General features: G+C 49.8%; 13 protein-coding genes and 4 pseudogenes. 10 read left to right on the top strand and 7 right to left on the bottom strand.

Annotated elements, in window-relative coordinates; genetic code table 11:
* Window positions 1–2: 2 nt before the first annotated feature.
* Together denD and ACLJRE_RS01055 are read left to right on the top strand one after the other, a co-directional pair.
* Window positions 3–953 carry a D-erythronate dehydrogenase gene (gene denD, locus ACLJRE_RS01060; RefSeq protein WP_001165731.1) on the top strand — a complete coding sequence of 317 codons (951 nt, stop codon included), beginning with the start codon at window positions 3–5 and terminating at the stop codon, window positions 951–953.
* Entirely contained in the window at window positions 950–2,446 is a 1,497-nt protein-coding gene (locus ACLJRE_RS01055; protein WP_000202719.1) for a GntP family permease, read from the top strand. The genes denD and ACLJRE_RS01055 overlap by 4 nt, the downstream gene beginning before the upstream one ends.
* A 41-nt stretch (window positions 2,447–2,487) precedes the next feature.
* On the opposite strand, the gene ACLJRE_RS01050 is transcribed toward ACLJRE_RS01055, so the two are convergent.
* Window positions 2,488–3,420 carry a LysR family transcriptional regulator gene (locus ACLJRE_RS01050; RefSeq protein ID WP_000216305.1) on the bottom strand — a complete coding sequence of 311 codons (933 nt, stop codon included), beginning with the start codon at window positions 3,418–3,420 and terminating at the stop codon, window positions 2,488–2,490.
* Window positions 3,421–3,507: 87 nt separating this feature from the next.
* Here ACLJRE_RS01050 and ACLJRE_RS01045 point away from each other — a divergent pair, with 87 nt between their 5' ends.
* The gene (locus tag ACLJRE_RS01045; protein ID WP_000222388.1) at window positions 3,508–4,716 is read left to right on the top strand and encodes an MFS transporter; all 1,209 of its coding nucleotides are present in this window, start codon (window positions 3,508–3,510) and stop codon (window positions 4,714–4,716) included.
* Window positions 4,713–5,093 (top strand): DUF4440 domain-containing protein, encoded by a 381-nt coding sequence (locus ACLJRE_RS01040; RefSeq protein WP_001070466.1) that lies wholly within the window; start codon window positions 4,713–4,715, stop codon window positions 5,091–5,093. Before ACLJRE_RS01045 ends, ACLJRE_RS01040 begins: the two co-directional genes overlap by 4 nt.
* Window positions 5,094–5,148: 55 nt before the next feature.
* On the opposite strand, the gene mutS is transcribed toward ACLJRE_RS01040, so the two are convergent.
* Complete coding sequence (gene mutS / locus ACLJRE_RS01035; protein ID WP_001005807.1) at window positions 5,149–7,716, bottom strand: DNA mismatch repair protein MutS; 2,568 nt, start codon at window positions 7,714–7,716, stop codon at window positions 5,149–5,151.
* Window positions 7,717–7,873: 157 nt separating this feature from the next.
* Between mutS and ACLJRE_RS01030 the strand changes: the two are divergent.
* Window positions 7,874–8,272, top strand: a pseudogene (locus tag ACLJRE_RS01030) (cytoplasmic protein); the annotation flags it as partial.
* 126 nt (window positions 8,273–8,398) lie between these two features.
* A pseudogene (locus ACLJRE_RS01025) lies at window positions 8,399–8,521 on the top strand (cytoplasmic protein); the annotation flags it as partial.
* A gap of 170 nt (window positions 8,522–8,691) precedes the next feature.
* Here the strand turns inward: ACLJRE_RS01025 and pphB are convergent.
* Window positions 8,692–9,348, bottom strand: a complete 657-nt coding sequence (pphB, locus tag ACLJRE_RS01020) for a protein-serine/threonine phosphatase (RefSeq protein WP_000420448.1) — start codon at window positions 9,346–9,348, stop codon at window positions 8,692–8,694.
* 223 nt (window positions 9,349–9,571) lie between these two features.
* Between pphB and ACLJRE_RS01015 the strand changes: the two are divergent.
* Window positions 9,572–10,002 (top strand): annotated as a pseudogene (locus tag ACLJRE_RS01015) (transposase); the annotation flags it as partial.
* 72 nt (window positions 10,003–10,074) lie between these two features.
* Here ACLJRE_RS01015 and ACLJRE_RS01010 read toward each other — a convergent pair.
* The 4 genes and pseudogenes from ACLJRE_RS01010 to invH all read right to left on the bottom strand — a co-directional run.
* A pseudogene (locus tag ACLJRE_RS01010) lies at window positions 10,075–10,167 on the bottom strand (GNAT family N-acetyltransferase); the annotation flags it as partial.
* A gap of 49 nt (window positions 10,168–10,216) precedes the next feature.
* Window positions 10,217–10,564: a DUF1493 family protein gene (locus ACLJRE_RS01005; protein ID WP_023212178.1), complete on the bottom strand. Its 348-nt coding sequence runs from the start codon at window positions 10,562–10,564 to the stop codon at window positions 10,217–10,219.
* A complete protein-coding gene (locus ACLJRE_RS01000) occupies window positions 10,549–10,998 on the bottom strand; it encodes an STM2901 family protein (RefSeq protein WP_000381613.1) in 450 nt (149 codons plus the stop codon). Before ACLJRE_RS01000 ends, ACLJRE_RS01005 begins: the two co-directional genes overlap by 16 nt.
* Window positions 10,999–11,428: 430 nt before the next feature.
* Entirely contained in the window at window positions 11,429–11,872 is a 444-nt protein-coding gene (gene invH / locus ACLJRE_RS00995; protein WP_000715096.1) for an SPI-1 type III secretion system invasion lipoprotein InvH, read from the bottom strand.
* Window positions 11,873–12,328: 456 nt separating this feature from the next.
* On the opposite strand from invH, the gene invF reads away from it, so the two are divergent.
* The 3 genes from invF to invE are packed head-to-tail and all read left to right on the top strand — an operon-like array spanning window position 12,329 to window position 15,779.
* Window positions 12,329–12,979 carry a type III secretion system transcriptional activator InvF gene (gene invF, locus ACLJRE_RS00990; RefSeq protein WP_023212177.1) on the top strand — a complete coding sequence of 217 codons (651 nt, stop codon included), beginning with the start codon at window positions 12,329–12,331 and terminating at the stop codon, window positions 12,977–12,979.
* Complete coding sequence (gene invG / locus ACLJRE_RS00985) at window positions 12,976–14,664, top strand: type III secretion system outer membrane ring protein InvG (protein WP_000848101.1); 1,689 nt, start codon at window positions 12,976–12,978, stop codon at window positions 14,662–14,664. The genes invF and invG overlap by 4 nt, the downstream gene beginning before the upstream one ends.
* Entirely contained in the window at window positions 14,661–15,779 is a 1,119-nt protein-coding gene (gene invE / locus ACLJRE_RS00980) for a type III secretion system gatekeeper InvE (RefSeq protein ID WP_000612171.1), read from the top strand. Before invG ends, invE begins: the two co-directional genes overlap by 4 nt.
* Window positions 15,780–15,798 lie beyond the last annotated feature (19 nt).

Genomic DNA, 15,798 nt, shown 5'->3' with positions numbered 1-15,798 from the left:
GGATGCAGATTATCATTACCGGCGGGGGCGGCTTTTTAGGCCAGAAACTCGCAAGCGCCTTATTAAACTCATCGCTGGCGTTTAACGAACTGCTTCTTGTTGATTTAAAAATGCCTGCACGGTTATCAGATTCTCCTCGTTTACGCTGCCTGGAGGCTGACTTAACCCAGCCGGGCGTACTGGAGAATGTGATTACCGCTAATACCTCTGTTGTTTATCATCTCGCTGCGATTGTCAGCAGTCATGCGGAAGACGATTTCGATCTGGGATGGAAAGTTAACCTGGATCTTACCCGCCAGTTACTTGAGGCGTGTCGTCGACAACCGCAGAAAATTCGTTTTGTCTTCTCCAGCTCGCTTGCCGTTTATGGCGGTACGCTGCCGGAATGCGTCACCGATACCACCGCGCTCACGCCGCGCTCGTCTTATGGCGCGCAGAAGGCCGCCTGTGAACTGTTGGTCAACGACTATACCCGCAAAGGCTATGTGGATGGGCTGGCGCTGCGTTTGCCGACGATCTGTGTTCGCCCGGGTAAACCAAACCGCGCCGCTTCTTCTTTTGTCAGCGCGATTATTCGTGAACCGTTGCAGGGCGAGACGACCGTCTGCCCGGTATCGGAAAGTTTGCGGCTGTGGATTTCCAGCCCGGCGACGGTGATCCATAACCTGTCGCTGGCCGCAACGTTACCCGCGCCTGGCGAGGCGAGCAGCATCAACTTACCGGGGATCAGCGTAACCGTGGGCGAGATGCTGGAAACGTTGCGTCAGGCGGGCGGCCAGGCGGCGCGCGATCGGGTTACGCATCAGCGCGACGAAGGCGTCGAGAAAATTGTCGCCTCTTGGCCGGGACGTATCGATAACCAGCGTGCGCTGGCGTTAGGTTTTGTCGCCGATAAACGCTTCGATGACATTATCGAACGCTTTCGACAAGATGATATGGAGGGGAGGTCATGACAAGTTTACCGACCCCAATTATCGGCCTGATCGTTGCCGTTTTCGTGCTGGTATGGCTGGTGTTACGCACCCGCGTTCATGCGCTGATCGCGATGCTGGCGGCGGCCTGTATCGCCGGTCTGTTGGGGGGAATGGGCATTGATAAAACGCTCTCTGTCATCACCAGCGGATTCGGTACGACGCTGGGTAGCATTGGCCTGGTGATTGGTCTCGGCGTAATGATGGGGCGCTTGCTGGAGGTTTCCGGCGCGGCGGAGCGTATCGCCTGGAGCTTTATCAAATGGCTGGGGAAACGTCGTGAAGAGTGGGCGCTGGCGATCACGGGTTATATTGTCAGCATCCCCATTTTCGTCGATTCCGCTTTTGTCATTCTTTATCCGGTGGCGAAAGCGCTGGCGAAAAGCGGTAAACGTTCGCTACTGACGCTGGGCGTCGCGCTGGCGGGCGGGCTGGTGGTCACTCACCATACGGTACCTCCGACGCCAGGCCCGCTGGGGGTAGCCGGGATTTTTAACGTCGACATCGGCGCAATGTTATTGACCGGGATGGCGCTGGCGGTGCCCTGTGTGATCGGCATTGTGTTCTATGCGCAGTGGCTGGATAAACGCTACCCTGATTTCGTGCCGCGCACGCTGAACGCCGATGAAGTCAATGCCGCGCTGGAGCAGTACAATAAAGAGAAAGAGCAAAAGGATCTGCCGAGTCTGACGCTTTCTCTGCTGCCTATTGTGGTGCCGATCGTGCTGATCTTCCTGAAGGCTATCTGTTCCACCCTCGCCACCATAGAAGGATGGTCCGGCCTGGCGACGCATCCGGTGGTACAGGCAATCAACTTTGTGGGAAGTCCAGTGATCGCGTTGGCCATCAGCGTTCTGCTGGCGGTGTATACGCTGGTGCCGCGCATGGATAAACATACCACCGCAGAGCGTCTGGAAGAGGGCTTGCAAAGCGCCGGGATTATCTTACTGGTCACGGGCGCTGGCGGCGCGTTGGGCGCGATCCTGCGCGACAGCGGCGCGGGGCAACAGCTGGCGGAGCAGGTTGCCAACCTGCCGATCTCGCCGATCCTGATCCCGTTTATCGTGGCGACGTTGGTACGCCTGATTCAGGGATCGGGGACGGTGGCGATGATCACTGCCGCCTCGATTTCCGCGCCGATCCTGGCGCAGATCCCCGGCATCAATATGTTGCTTGCCGCTCAGGCCGCAACGATGGGGTCGCTGTTCTTCGGCTACTTCAACGATAGCCTGTTCTGGGTGGTTAACCGCATGATGGGCGTCTCTGATGTCAAACAGCAGATGGTGGTTTGGTCTGTACCGACGACCATTGCCTGGGCGATTGGCGGCACCGGCGTGGCGCTGATTAACCTGCTGTTCGGTTCCGGCGGCAGTTGGCTCGATCCGTTACTGCCGATTGTCGTTCTGGCGGCAATTATGCTGTGGGTGCGTTGGCAGGCGCAGGGGATCAAAGACAAGCTGGTAGTTAAGGATTAAGACGGTATTATCCGTCCGGGAGCGCAATGCTCCCGGGCTGGCTACAATGATGGGGCGTGCTCCCCGCAATCCCATTGCGAACGTAAAAAATCAATAAATGCGCGTACTTTTGTCGATACATGGCGGGCGTCCGGATAAACGGCATAAATGCCCTGACGGGGAAAATGATAGTCGGGTAACACGTGAATTAACGTTCCATCCTCCAGTGCGGTGTTGACTAACCATTGCGGCAGTAATGCGACGCCGCTTCCCGCGAGAGCGAAGGCCATCAGCGAGCGCGCGCTGTCGACAGAAATTTTGCCGGCTTTGCTTATCTCCAGGCGTGAGTGTTGGCCATGATTATTCGTTACTGTCCACCGTAGCGGCGTAGGTAATCGCTCATGAATAATCCATTCCGCCTGAGCCAACGACTCCAGCGACGACACGGGGTGGCGGGCGAGCCACTGCGGCGCGGCGACCGGCAGAATGGTAAAGCGGGATATCAGCGCGGCGCGATAGCGGGAGTCCGCCAGCGAGCCAAGCCGAATCGCCACATCAAAGCGCTCGGCAATTAAATCGGCATGATGTGATGAGGACATATGCCGAATACGGAGATCGGGATGGCGCTGACTAAACTGCGCCAGTACCGGAATGACCACCTGTTCGCCAAACTCGGGCGTAGTGGTAATACGTAACTCGCCGCCCAGCCCACTATGGCTGGCACGCACTTCATCCTGCAAATTTTTCGCGGCATTGAGTAAATTCACGCCTTTTTGGTAAAAGAGGACGCCGGCGTCTGTGAGCGTCAATCGTCGGGTGGAACGTAGCAGTAACGTTACGCCAAGCTCTTTTTCAAGCTGCCGAATATTAAAACTCACTACCGCTTTTGTTTGGCCCGATGCGGCGGCGGCGGCCGTGAAGCTGCCGCTATCTACCACGGCGATAAACAGCGACATACGCTGCAAATTGAGCATGGCGAGCTCCTTTACTGTCAAAATTATTTTGACAGTATATCGTTGAAGCGCGGACTTATCTGGCTTTCTCCGGACGGCTACATTAGCGCCTCTGACGGAGGATGCATAATGACGTATCGCAGTAAAGTGGCAGTGGTTTACCTGCTCGGCTTCTTTCTTGATCTGATTAATCTGTTTATTGCCAGCGTGGCTTTTCCTGCGATGTCCGTGGATCTGCATACGTCCATATCGGCGCTGGCATGGGTGAGTAATGGTTATATCGCAGGATTAACGCTGATCGTTCCGTTTAGCGCGTTTCTTGCGCGTTATCTTGGCGCTCGACGGCTGATCATATTTTCGCTCATCCTGTTTAGCGTTGCCGCCGCTGCCGCAGGTTTTGCCGATTCCTTACACAGCCTTGTTTTCTGGCGTATTGTGCAGGGGGCGGGCGGTGGCTTATTGATCCCGGTTGGTCAGGCGTTAACCTGGCAACAGTTTAAACCGCATGAACGCGCTGGCGTGTCATCGGTTGTCATGATGGTGGCGCTACTGGCGCCGGCATGTTCGCCTGCGATTGGCGGGCTGCTGGTGGAAACGTGGGGCTGGCGCTGGATATTCTTTGCCACGCTGCCGGTGGCCGTTCTCACTTTATTGCTCGCTTATCGTTGGCTGAACGCCGCGCCGACGACAATGGCGTCAGCAAGATTGCTCCATCTGCCGTTGTTGATGGACAAGCTGCTGCGTTTTGCCATGATCGTCTATCTGTGTGTGCCGGGTATGTTCATTGGTATCAGCGTGGTCGGGATGTTTTATCTACAGAACGTCGCGCAGTTATCGCCTGCGGCGGCGGGGTCGCTGATGCTCCCCTGGTCGATCGCTTCATTTGTCGCCATTATGCTTACCGCACGTTACTTCAATCGGCTTGGGCCGCGTCCGCTGATTATCGTCGGCTGTCTTCTTCAGGCCGCAGGGATACTGCTTTTAACTAACGTTACGCCTGCGACATCGCACCGTGTACTGATGATGATATTCGCCTTAATGGGCGCTGGCGGCAGTTTGTGCAGCAGTACCGCGCAGAGTGGCGCTTTCCTGACTATTGCTCGCCGGGACATGCCTGACGCCAGCGCGCTATGGAATCTTAATCGTCAGATCAGCTTTTTCCTTGGCGCGACGCTGTTGACGCTGCTGTTAAATGCGCTCCAGCGCGTTATGTCGCTTGAGGTTGCTTATCGCTGGACCTTTATTGCCGCCGCCGGTATCACCCTGCTGCCCCTTATTTACGCTGTCTGTCTAAACAATAGACAGGCACTTCTGTGCCTGAAAAAGGAAAGATCATGAATCCATATAAAGATGAAATTATTCACGCCCATGCGGCGATTGAGAGCTGGCTTAGTAAGGGGATGGGTAGCCTGGAGGCGTTGATAGCGCGTTTCGCTGCTGATTTTACGATGATAACGCCAGGCGGTGTTTGTCTGGATTATCCGGCGCTCGGCGCTTTTTTCCAGGCGCAGCGCGGGTGTCGCCCGGGGCTGGTTATCGTGGTTGAGCATATTGACCTTGTGGCGGAGTGGCCGGAAGGCGCCGCGCTGCGTTATCGTGAGCGACAGCAACTGCCGGGCCAGGCTGAGACGGTACGCTGGTCGACGGTCATTTTAAAAAGGGAAAGAGGACGGATAGTCTGGCGTCATTTACATGAAACGACAGTCACAGCCTGAAAAGCCTGTTCCGGCGCGTGGGCCCGATAACGCGCCGCTATCGGGCCCGACACGTTTACACCAGACTTTTCAGCCGATAGATCCACTCCAGCGCCTGGCGTGGCGTCAGGGAGTCCGGATCGAGATTCTCCAGCGCTTCAACGGCAGGCGATGTCTCCTCCGGGGCCGCAAGCAACGACATTTGCGTGCCGTCCACCTGCGTTGCCGCCGCATTGGGCGAGATGCTTTCCAGCTCGCGGAGTTTTTGGCGCGCGCGTTTGATGACTTCTTTAGGGACGCCCGCAAGCGCCGCGACCGCCAGGCCATAGCTCTTACTTGCCGCGCCGTCCTGCACGCTGTGCATAAACGCGATAGTATCGCCGTGTTCCAGCGCATCCAGGTGGACGTTCGCCACGCCTTCCATTTTCTCCGGTAATTGGGTCAGCTCGAAGTAGTGGGTAGCGAACAGCGTTAACGCTTTAATCTTATTCGCGAGATTCTCCGCGCAGGCCCAGGCCAACGACAGCCCGTCATACGTGGAGGTACCGCGCCCGATTTCATCCATCAATACCAGACTGTTTTCCGTGGCATTATGCAGAATGTTCGCGGTTTCGGTCATCTCCACCATAAAGGTCGAACGCCCGGAAGCCAGGTCGTCCGCTGCGCCGACGCGGGTAAAAATACGGTCGATGGGGCCGATTTCCACGTTTTGCGCCGGAACGTAACTGCCGATATAGGCCAGCAGGGCGATCAATGCCGTTTGTCGCATATAGGTACTTTTACCGCCCATATTGGGGCCGGTAATGATCAACATCCGGCGCTGCGGCGACAGATTGAGCGGGTTAGCGATAAACGGCTCATTCAGTACCTGTTCAACCACCGGGTGGCGACCTTCGGTAATACGGATACCGGGTTTATCGGTAAATGTCGGGCAGGTGTAATTCAGCGTCCAGGCGCGTTCGGCCAGGTTAACCAGCACATCCAGTTCCGCCAGCGCGTTGGCGCTCTGCTGTAAATCGGCCAGATGCGGCAACAGCAGATCAAACAATTCGTCATATAGCTGTTTTTCCAGCGCCAGCGCTTTGCCTTTCGAGGTCAGAACTTTATCTTCGTACTCTTTAAGCTCAGGAATAATGTAGCGTTCGGCATTTTTCAGCGTCTGGCGACGCACATAATTGATGGGCGCCAGATGGCTTTGACCACGGCTAATCTGAATGTAATAACCATGTACCGCGTTATAGCCGACTTTCAGCGTATCCAGCCCGGTACGCTCGCGTTCGCGAATTTCCAGACGATCGAGATAATCGGTGGCGCCGTCCGCCAGCGCGCGCCATTCGTCCAGCTCTTCATGGTAGCCGGGCGCAATAACGCCGCCGTCGCGGACCAGTACCGGCGGCGCGTCAATAATGGCGCGTTCCAGGAGGTCGCGCAGCTCGGCGAAATCGCCCATTTTTTTACGCAACGCCTGTACCGGCGCGCTGTCAACGGTTTCAAGCTGAGCGTGCAATTCCGGCAGTTGCTGAAAGGCGTGACGCATTCGGGCGAGATCGCGCGGACGCGCGGTGCGCAGCGCCAGACGCGCAAGGATACGCTCCAAATCGCCGACCTGACGCAGCACCGGTTGCAGTTCGCTGACGGTGTCCTGCAAGGCGCCGATGGTCTGCTGGCGTTCACGTAATATGTCGGTATTTCGTACCGGCATATGCAGCCAGCGTTTAAGCATTCGACTACCCATTGGCGTCACGGTACAGTCAAGCACCGCGGCGAGGGTATTTTCGACGCCGCCGGCCAGGTTCTGGGTAATTTCCAGATTGCGGCGGGTGGCGGCATCCATAATGATGCTGTCCTGCTGGCGTTCCATCGTAATGGAACGAATATGCGGCAGGGAGGTGCGCTGGGTATCTTTTACGTACTGTAACAGGCAGCCTGCCGCACATAATCCACGCGAGGCATTTTCGACGCCGAAACCGACCAGATCCCGCGTACCGAATTGCAGATTTAACTGCTGGCGGGCGGTATCAATCTCAAACTCCCACAACGGGCGACGGCGCAGACCCCGGCGTCCCTCTATTAACGCCATTTCAGCAAAATCTTCGGCATACAACAGTTCAGCGGGATTGGTGCGCTGCAGCTCTGCGGCCATCGTTTCACGGTCGGCGGGTTCGCTCAGACGAAAGCGCCCGGAGCTGATATCCAGCGTGGCGTAACCGTAGCCTTTACCATCCTGCCAGATAGCCGCCAGCAGGTTATCCTGACGCTCCTGTAACAGGGCTTCATCGCTGATGGTGCCAGGCGTAACGATACGCACGACCTTACGTTCAACGGGACCTTTGCTGGTGGCCGGATCGCCAATCTGTTCGCAAATAGCGACGGATTCGCCCTGATTGACCAGTTTCGCGAGGTAGTTTTCTACGGCGTGGTGCGGGATACCCGCCATAGGGATAGGTTCGCCAGCCGATGCGCCGCGTTTGGTCAGCGAAATATCGAGCAGCTGCGACGCACGCTTTGCGTCGTCATAAAACAGCTCGTAAAAGTCTCCCATACGATAAAAGAGCAGGATCTCCGGATGCTGGGCTTTCAGCTTGAGATACTGCTGCATCATTGGTGTGTGGTTGGAGAAGTCCTTATCAAATGACTCATTCATATTGATTTTACTCGTTTTTTATTCTTTCAAGTGCTCATGTGGCCCCGGGTAAAACCCTTATAAACTCACATAAACCCATAAATTTGTAGCTCACCTGTAGCCTAAAATGTGACAGGTTACATTCTCATCATTCCTGGACTACAACAGGGGTGATACTTTGAAAACAACTCTCAGCCAGCCTTTCATTATCAACAAGTTAAGTATCAATGTTAAGCCTGCGCTCAGTCGCTCTGGAAAAATCGTTTTCGAAGCTAACCTAGCTCAAAAATTCTACATTGTTTTCGATGACCACAGAGAAGCTCCTGCTGGTTTCGGGGTAAAAGCCAGTTTGACGAAAAAAACCTACGTAATCCAGCGAAGAGTAGCCTCGTCAGATCGTAATGTCAGTGAGGGTAGGAAGCCAAGTTCTGTCTTGAAAGTAAAAGTTGGAAATGTGTTCGATTTTCCAAGTATTGACGAAACAAGGCAAGTAGCCAGGCAATTAGTTCAGACCATGCTCGCAACAAAGAGAAATCCCAACAAAATTAAGAGGGGAGCGGATGCTTCCGAACTCAAAATGAGACTGTAATTAAAATTGTGTAATTGCCTGATTTTGATATGTTCGATTCAACATCAAAAGCTGGTTGCTTTATGGACGAAAAACACCTGGCATTCACAGAGCATTAACTTCATCCCGGCGGCCACAGCTATCAAGATTGTGTTGCATGAAGGTAAGCCGATCCATTTCACCACCACGGTTATTGCGCTTTCTTCCGATAGGTATCTTGAGCTGTGCGATCTTTACTCTTCTCAGGCGATCGAGTAACTATCTGCGTTGGATTACGGCTTCGTTTTTTGATCTGCGATCTTAATGATGAAATGGGCAGAAAAACGCGAAATTTAGACGTTATTACGAATGGGCAATGGTACTTATTGAAGGCTATATCATTGCCCATAATGCAGGGAGGGTTAATATTATATAATTCTATTTCCAGATTACTTTATTTTAAAAAAAGACAGATTGCCTGAACAGAAAGAACCGGTGTCAATGTAGATTTGATTGGCGAATGTTGTTGTGTAGTCAACAATCATATGGCCGAAGATGAAAGTATCCGCACCGCGTATTGGATGGATATTCCCCTGTAACGAACCAAGCAGACGATCGCGTGACCATAGAACGCTATCAATATCAACTTGCTTCCCATAATCGTAGCTGTCATCTGGATAATCGGCATGGGCAATCACGTACTTCTTTGAGGACGTTTCAACCTCTATGATGTGAGGACGCTGCTTAAAAGTTAGTAATAGCTCAGTGGCTTCTTGCCTGTCTTTTTCGGTGACCGAGTCGTACCAGTAACCACCGTTTACATACCAGAAATTGCCATCCTGTGTTTCAAAAGCGTCAAGCGCCATAGCTTCATGATTACCCACTACAGAAATAAACCATGGGGTATTTAACAGTCTCAGTGTTTCAAGGTTTTCTTTTCCTCGATCAATGTTATCTCCAGTGGAGATCAAGAGATCGGTATCAGGAGAGAAATGTAATTGAGCCAGTCTGGTTAACAATAAGGAGTAACATCCATGAATATCACCAACGACCCAAATGTGGCGATAGAGATCGCTGTTGATGTCAGCATAACGGATTAATTCCATGATGTTCCTATAGCACAATTTTTGAGTCTGGTATTATAACAAAGAAGTAGGGTGATATTAATTTTTATTCTTTAAAATACACAGTTATTAAAATAACCTACAAGCTAGAAATCAACAGATAATATATATTTTATGAATCGGTTAATTAAAGTAGACGATGTGCTTGAAAGATGCACGATTTCTCGCGCGACACTTTACTGATTAATTGCAAAGGCATACTTTCTCGCTCAGCGGCACGACGGATACGCAGGCACTGCCGGGGCTGATTAGCCAGACTCACTGTAAAATCAGGGAAGCCTCGGCTGACGGCGCTTATGACACGCGCTATTGCCATGATGTGTTATTGAGGAAAAAAATCAGGCCGCTAATCCCGCCACGAAGCGGTGCGCGATACTGGCCGGACAAGTAGTACCATGAGCGTAACCACGCGGTGGCGAATCAACATCGGAGCGGCAGCAATGAGGTCTGGAAAAGAAAGTGGGCTATCACCGTCGTTCAGTAGTGGAAACAGCGATGTTTCGTATTAAAACCTTGCTGGGCGGCTATCTGAGTCTGCGGAACTATGACGCGCAGGTAGGTGAAGCGATGGCGATGCTCAAGGCGCTGAACTGGATGACGTTGTTGGCAATGCCGACCAGCGTCAGGCTCGTATAACGAGTGCTCCGGTGGGAGTCCTGTATCCTTATCGTTGGCCGATTCTGAATTATTCAACCAAGCCTCATGTTGTCATAACCTACCAGATGCAGATAAAGTAGCATAAAGCGTTTTAAACGACAGCAACAAGGAAAGGGGTTGATCGTTTAATGATACTGCGCCAAATAACAAAATTCATAGTAATTAACTCCTGATTAATTCGACATATTTTTCATTAATCATAAAGCCATTTCCCAGCTTTCGCTGATTCAGAAAACATTCTGATTGTTAAAGGCTTACGAGTTCGTTCTACATCTTCCCGTTTTAATTTAAACCATCGTGTAAGCAGTGGAGTATTCTCCCAAGGAAAATAACACGACCATTTAACTTGTGATAAATCTACATTAAATTTTTTTTCAAATTTATCCAAAGCTTCATGCAGGTCATCGCCTGGAACTTCAAATAAATCAGAATCAAGTTCTAAAGGGATTTCTTTCCAATTGCTGTCTAAATATCCGGGAATCTCTTCACGGAAGAGTGTTAACACCTCTTGCTGAATTGTGTCCATCAAAAGGATGTCCATTGTATACGATCTTTAGGGCGTGCTATTAGGTTGTATTTTGCCTGAGTTCTCCTTGATACCTGGTAAATTGAATTCACAAGACCAACCCAACCTAACCATGGAACATATCGTGCTATGACTGCGGCAAGATTATTTGTTTTTCGCATTCTTATACCAACGGGTGTAGGAACTCTAATACCAAAAGGAGTTCGTGCATTTCGTAAAAGCATTCTCCCATACCTGGAGATAACACTTGTCCCTTTGATTGCCTCTCCCGGTTTCGTTCTGGTTTTTAACCACGGTTGCCCGGCGAGGATAGCAGCACCTGACTCAATGCTAATCCCAAGTTCATCACAAAATTGCTCAAGGAAAATTACATCAAATAGTTCACCTGCTGACAGGTTCGATTGTCCGTGGTAGAAGTAGGTTCCGTTTAGTTCTTCTGTCGTATCCATTCAATCACCTTATAGACTGTTTGCCATTCATTCCAGACATCGGGACGTTTCTGCCGCTATACTAGCCTGGTAGTCAATACGCTGTCACAGGTAAAAAGAACGTTATCCGCGAAAAGTGGATGGAGTATCGCAAGAATGCCAACATGTGAGGCAAGAGGGGATGTCAGTTTACCGCGATATACGAGACGATAGTTTGTCAGTATAAGTTTCGGCTATTTTCCCGAGTCTGGGAGGCAGTTCTTTATTGCAAATAAAAAAAGCAGCAGCGAGGTGCTGCTGTATCAAAAAGCAGATTGATAAATGCAACGTAAGAGACAAATGGCCAACCGTAAAAGTGACCATAGCTATAATAATTATATTGATATTAAGTGGCAATGCAAAATATGGTCTTAATTATATCATGATGAGTTCAGCCAACGGTGATATAGCCTTATAAGGCTTGCAGTCTTTCATGGGCAGCAAGTAACGTCTGATATATGCTTAAATTCTTACTTCCGGGTTCAAGCAAAACTTTTTTAAATTCGGTCATGAGTTGCTCTTCATCTTCTTTCGAACGCATGTATTGTGGATGTTCCTGGAAGAAGGTGAGCGCCTGTTCTTTGGTTTGTTTATATTTTTCGCAAAAAATGCTTGAGCTGATTGCGCTATTTTTTGATGCGGAATTATCAGCGTTCTGGTTTGATAATGATTTATTCTTCGCAAGGTCTGACGGCACATACGGAAGAGACTGACACTCATCAATACTATTTGCGTTGGCCAGTTGCTCTTTCTGAGCGCCAGGTTGCTGTACCGGTTTGCTCACGGAGGAAGGGAGGGGCACCTGGGCACAGCCAATCAGTAAAAAGACAGGAAGACAGCTATAAAATTTTTTCATATTAACTCCAACTACAGAAGAATGAGGCACAATGTTTTTACACAACCGTCAGAACGTTATCTGACAATAGTGATAAGGGGGCGAATGCGTTTCAGGAATGCTAGCAAAAAAAACTTCTGATATAAATAATTAATTCTTCATCCCGATGACAATATTTGATTTTTTGCTGCTGCAGAATAATAAGCCAGAATTTATACACTATGAGCTGATTTTCTATTTTAAATTATCAAGCGCTGTGCAAGTGGGCCAATTTAATTAGCGGGTGGCATCAGTTTCATAATGATTGCATCAGGATTTTGCCACTCGCTCCCGGTATTGTTTACATATTAAAATGATTTTTAACTGGTGCTGACAACTATGCTAAATACGCAGGAAGTACTTAAAGAAGGAGAGAAGCGGAAAATCCGCAGCCCGGAAGCATGGTTTATACAGACGTGTTCCGCGCAAAAGCTGCATATGTCATTTTCTGAAAGCCGACACAATGAAAACTGCCTGATTCAGGAAGGCGCGCTGCTTTTTTGCGAGCAGGCTGTTGTCGCACCAGTATCAGGAGACGTGGTTTTTCAACCGTTAAAAATTGAAGTACTCAGCAAATTACTGGCATTTATCGATGGCGCAGGATTAGTGGACACGACATATGCTGAATCCGATAAATGGGTTTTGCTGAGTCCTGAGTTTCGCGCTATTTGGCAAGATCGTAAACGCTGCGAGTACTGGTTTTTGCAGCAAATTATTACGCCTTCTCCGGCCTTCAATAAGGTACTGGCGCTGTTACGAAAAAGCGAGAGTTACTGGTTGGTTGGCTATTTACTCGCTCAGTCAACCAGCGGCAACACGATGAGAATGCTGGGAGAAGACTATGGCGTTTCTTATACCCATTTTCGTCGTTTGTGCAGCAGAGCGTTGGGCGGAAAAGCGAAGAGTGAATTACGAAACTGGCGTATGGCGCAATCGCTGCTGAATAGTGTAGAAGGCCACGAGAACATCACCCAATTAGCCGTTAATCATGGTTACTCATCGCCTTCACATTTTTCTAGTGAGATCAAAGAGCTGATCGGCGTTTCGCCGCGGAAATTATCAAATATTATTCAATTGGCAGACAAATGAAGACACATATTCTTTTGGCCAGAGTGCTGGCATGTGCCGCGCTTGTTCTGGTTGCACCTGGTTATTCTAGTGAAAAAATACCTGTAACGGGAAGTGGGTTTGTTGCGAAAGACGATAGCCTGCGGACATTTTTCGATGCCATGGCGCTACAGCTAAAGGAGCCTGTCATTGTTAGCAAAATGGCGGCACGAAAAAAAATTACGGGCAACTTTGAGTTTCACGATCCTAACGCATTACTGGAGAAGCTTTCCCTACAACTGGGGCTGATTTGGTATTTCGATGGGCAGGCTATCTATATTTATGACGCCAGTGAAATGCGCAATGCCGTGGTTTCTTTACGCAACGTCTCACTCAATGAGTTCAACAATTTTCTAAAACGCTCAGGTTTATATAACAAAAATTACCCGCTACGTGGCGATAACCGTAAAGGAACATTCTATGTTTCAGGGCCACCCGTCTATGTTGATATGGTGGTCAACGCTGCCACCATGATGGACAAGCAAAACGATGGTATTGAGCTGGGACGCCAGAAAATAGGGGTGATGCGTCTGAACAATACCTTCGTGGGCGATCGTACCTACAATCTGCGCGATCAGAAAATGGTTATCCCCGGTATTGCCACGGCCATTGAAAGGTTATTGCAGGGAGAAGAGCAACCCTTAGGTAATATTGTCAGTAGCGAACCCCCGGCGATGCCAGCGTTTTCAGCGAATGGAGAAAAAGGTAAAGCAGCAAATTATGCCGGTGGCATGAGTCTGCAGGAAGCTTTAAAGCAAAATGCCGCGGCGGGCAATATTAAAATCGTGGCCTATCCGGATACCAACAGTTTGTTAGTAAAGGGAACGGCTGAGCAGGTGCATTTTATCGAAATGCTGGTTAAAGCGCTGGATGTCGCCAAACGTCACGTAGAATTATCCCTGTGGATTGTCGATCTTAATAAAAGCGATCTGGAGCGTTTGGGCACTTCATGGAGCGGCAGCATAACTATTGGGGACAAACTTGGCGTGTCATTAAACCAGTCTTCAATAAGTACCCTCGATGGCAGTCGATTCATCGCCGCGGTAAATGCGTTAGAAGAGAAGAAACAGGCGACGGTGGTTTCGCGCCCGGTATTACTGACTCAGGAAAATGTTCCCGCTATTTTTGATAACAACAGAACGTTTTACACCAAGCTGATTGGGGAACGTAATGTGGCGCTTGAGCATGTAACATACGGAACAATGATCCGAGTGCTGCCCCGTTTTTCCGCAGATGGTCAGATAGAAATGTCGCTGGACATTGAAGATGGCAACGATAAGACGCCGCAATCTGATACTACCACCTCCGTAGATGCGTTACCCGAAGTCGGGCGAACGTTAATTAGCACTATTGCGAGAGTTCCGCACGGAAAAAGTTTGCTGGTCGGTGGTTATACACGGGATGCAAATACCGATACTGTCCAAAGTATTCCGTTTTTAGGCAAATTACCGCTTATTGGTAGCCTGTTCCGTTATTCCAGTAAGAATAAAAGTAATGTTGTTCGTGTGTTCATGATTGAACCAAAAGAAATTGTCGACCCGTTAACGCCGGATGCCAGCGAATCGGTAAACAATATTCTGAAGCAAAGCGGTGCCTGGAGTGGGGACGATAAGTTACAGAAATGGGTTCGTGTTTATCTGGATAGAGGTCAGGAGGCAATTAAATGATTCCTGGCTCAACCTCCGGTATTTCATTTTCCAGAATATTGTCCCGGCAGACATCTCATCAGGATGCGACCCAGCATACTGATGCGCAACAGGCGGAAATACAACAGGCCGCAGAGGATTCGTCTCCAGGGGCGGAAGTACAAAAATTTGTCCAGTCGACGGACGAAATGTCAGCGGCGCTGGCGCAATTTCGTAACCGTCGCGATTATGAAAAAAAATCCAGTAATTTATCTAACAGTTTTGAACGCGTGCTGGAGGATGAGGCTTTACCGAAGGCGAAGCAAATATTAAAGCTAATTAGCGTACATGGCGGCGCGTTAGAAGATTTTTTACGTCAGGCGCGTAGCTTATTTCCTGACCCCAGTGATTTAGTCCTTGTGTTACGCGAATTGCTTCGTCGTAAAGATCTGGAAGAGATCGTGCGGAAAAAGCTGGAGTCGTTACTTAAGCACGTTGAAGAGCAAACCGATCCGAAGACCCTCAAGGCAGGGATTAATTGTGCGTTGAAGGCCCGGCTTTTTGGGAAAACATTATCGTTAAAACCAGGCTTATTGCGCGCCAGCTATCGGCAATTTATCCAGAGTGAATCACATGAAGTGGAGATTTACTCTGACTGGATAGCCAGTTATGGCTATCAACGTCGACTGGTGGTACTGGATTTTATCGAGGGTTCGCTATTAACCGATATTGACGCGAATGACGCCAGCTGTTCGCGTCTGGAGTTTGGCCAGCTTTTACGACGCCTGACGCAACTTAAAATGTTGCGCTCCGCTGACCTACTGTTTGTGAGTACATTGTTGTCGTATTCGTTTACCAAAGCGTTTAATGCGGAGGAGTCGTCGTGGCTACTACTGATGCTTTCACTATTGCAACAGCCACATGAAGTGGATTCGCTGTTAGCCGATATTATAGGTTTGAATGCGTTATTGCTTAGTCATAAAGAACATGCATCCTTTTTGCAGATATTTTATCAAGTATGTAAAGCCATACCCTCTTCACTCTTTTATGAAGAATATTGGCAGGAAGAATTGTTAATGGCGTTACGTAGTATGACCGATATTGCCTACAAGCATGAAATGGCAGAACAGCGTCGTACTATTGAAAAGCTGTCTTAATTTAATATTAACAGGATAC

This window comes from Salmonella sp. SAL04157 (assembly GCF_046551635.1).
Taxonomy (GTDB): Bacteria; Pseudomonadota; Gammaproteobacteria; order Enterobacterales; family Enterobacteriaceae; genus Salmonella; species Salmonella enterica.
This window is presented reverse-complemented; position numbering and strand designations above follow the sequence as displayed.